This window comes from Pedobacter sp. HMWF019 (genome assembly GCF_003061025.1).
Classification (GTDB): Bacteria; Bacteroidota; Bacteroidia; order Sphingobacteriales; family Sphingobacteriaceae; genus Pedobacter.
In genome coordinates, this window is sequence record NZ_QAIL01000592.1 from 1 (window position 1) to 2,314 (window position 2,314).

Annotated in this window: 3 protein-coding genes; all 3 read left to right on the plus strand. The window is 34.5% G+C overall.

Annotated features, from left to right (window positions below; all coding sequences use genetic code 11):
* The coding region (locus DBR11_RS28295) for a hypothetical protein (protein ID WP_233260943.1) at positions 1-230 on the plus strand (230 nt) is incomplete at its 5' end.
* Between the two features lie 93 nt (positions 231-323).
* Positions 324-872, plus strand: coding sequence for a GNAT family N-acetyltransferase (locus DBR11_RS28300; RefSeq protein WP_108555883.1), 549 nt, complete (start codon positions 324-326; stop codon positions 870-872).
* Positions 873-1,222: 350 nt separating this feature from the next.
* On the plus strand, positions 1,223-2,104 hold the full coding sequence (locus tag DBR11_RS28305; protein WP_108555884.1) for a DMT family transporter: 882 nt from the start codon (positions 1,223-1,225) through the stop codon (positions 2,102-2,104).
* Positions 2,105-2,314: the final 210 nt, after the last annotated feature.

Genomic DNA, 2,314 nt, shown 5'->3' on the forward strand with positions numbered 1-2,314 from the left:
ATTATATTCCTATGAAAAACTGCACTAAAATAAACCTCGATTTTCTTAAAACAGATGGTCATCTTTGCGCTAAAGTTCCATATAATGGACTGCTATTTAATTCTTCTCAAATTATGACTGAAGCAGGTCTGGATAATTTAACTCTTAACTGGCCAAAAAAAGATGCTGTACCGGGAAAGGGAAAGGATCTGGCTTTTGATCTTGACTTTTATCTGGCGATATCGGGATAAAAATCAGATTTCCATTAAATAATAATTCACACTGCCATAGGGCTGTCAGTGAAGTGATTTTCCTTTGTTTATCTTTAAATAAACTTATGGATTATGTTAGATGTAGATTTTTCCCTGTTTCCTCAATTGACTACCGAAAGATTGTTGCTAAGAAGTATTTCTGCTCAGGATTTGGAGCTTATTCATATCATGCGTTGTGACCGGGCTGTGAACGCCATGGTTGGCAGAGAAACACCCACATCTTTAAAACAAACTGAAGCGTTTATTGGAAAGATTGAGCGTATGATTAAAGGAAACGAAAGCATGTATTGGGTGATTTGCCTAAAGAAAGACCATCAATTGCTTGGTACAGTTTGTTGCTGGAACTTTGATGTTGAAAATGAAGCCGTAGAAATCGGATATGAAATGCTCCCGGAATTCCGACGAAGGGGGATTATGGAAGAAGCCTTAAAAGGGGTAATTGAATACGCTTTCGAAAAATTAAATGCGAGGGTTATTACGGCGTTTCCATCAGGAGTAAATATAAATTCTGTTTCTTTATTGAAAAAACTAAATTTTCAACTAGAAGATGAAGCGTATAGCAATATGCATAAGGATGTAGAGGATATAGTAACCTATACATTGAAAAAAGATTTAAAATAATATCCATTATTTGTTTTTTCTTCCAAAGCTTCTATATTTGATAATCAGGCTATAGGTCAATAGAGCTGTATAAATCAAAAAACGTGATGAACAGAAACGTACTTCCTCCTCCAACTGTTTAATTTTCTATTATTACATTACGTGTTGCTGTTGGCTGTTCCAGCCAGCACTTACTATCCTATGTAATATATTCACAAATTGTATTTATTCTTTTTACTCTATTATTTGCTTGCGCATGCAGGCACAGTTATCTTTTGTATGAAGCCATCATGTGTAAAACTACACAAACCGAAATAAATAAATTTTGGTAGCACATGATAGCTTCATCACCTTTAAAACAATTATTTTTTATGAAAAAGGCATATATAAAATTACATATAGCATTAATTCTTGCAGGTTTTACTGGAATATTTGGTCGTTTAACCACTTTAAATGAGGGGTTACTCAGTTGGTATAGGATGTTGATCTCTGGTATAGTCATACTGATTTTCCTGAAATTAAGCGGTAAACAGCAGTTCATCTCTTCTGCTGGTAAACTTAAAATTGCGGTTTCAGGTTCTATTCTCGGACTTCACTGGCTGTTCTTTTACGGTAGCATAAAATATTCCAATATCTCAGTAGGGGTGGTCTGCTTTGCATTAACCAGTTTTTTTAATGCAATATTGGCTCCGGCTATGAATAAAAAGAGACTTTCCATACAGGAACTTTTATTGAGTGGGTTGACTTTGTGTGGTATCGGTTTAATTTTTGGAATGGATGCAAGTTATAGAACCGGGATACTTTTAGGCGTCGTATCTTCAATCTTTGGCGCACTTTATACCATTTATAACGAGAGGTTAACAAAAGTATACGAGAGCGAAACGATGATCTTATATCAGATGTTTGGCGGTTTTCTAGGATTGACTCTCCTGATGCCTTTGTTTCTCGCCATCTCTCCTGCATCATCTTTGCTACCATCTTTAGCAGATTTTGGCTGGTTACTGGTGCTTTCAGTTCTTTGTACAGTAGTGATGTATTTATTTATTATTGATGCCTTAAGGGTTATTTCTTCTTTTACAGTGAGTCTGACCTTTAATCTTGAACCCTTATATACCATTCTGCTTGCTATTGTAATTTATCATGAAAATAAATCCTTGTCAATTGGGTTTTATGCGGGTTGCCTACTTATATTACTTTCTCTGGCACTACAAATGTACCGGACAGGAACAAAAAGAAAATTAGCTGTTCTTTAGTTATAGAGACTGGAATTTAAGATGCCAGGATTTTGATGAATTTATTTCAATATTAAATAGCAAAATTTTTTATAAATAAAGTGTTGAATGTATGGTGGTTAAATATTAGAGGTGTCTATTTATTGGTCTGATATAGGCTCGGATTAAATATATTAGGGAAAATTATTTTGATTGTTTGAGTAATAACTCTATCTTTGCGCTCCCTTTAAG

What these genes read in the sequence shown, in the direction of transcription:
- DBR11_RS28300 (WP_108555883.1), top strand. Translation starts at nt 324, where the DNA reads ATGTTAGATGTAGATTTTTCCCTGTTTCCTCAATTGACTACCGAAAGA.
- DBR11_RS28305 (WP_108555884.1), top strand. Translation starts at nt 1,223, where the DNA reads ATGAAAAAGGCATATATAAAATTACATATAGCATTAATTCTTGCAGGT.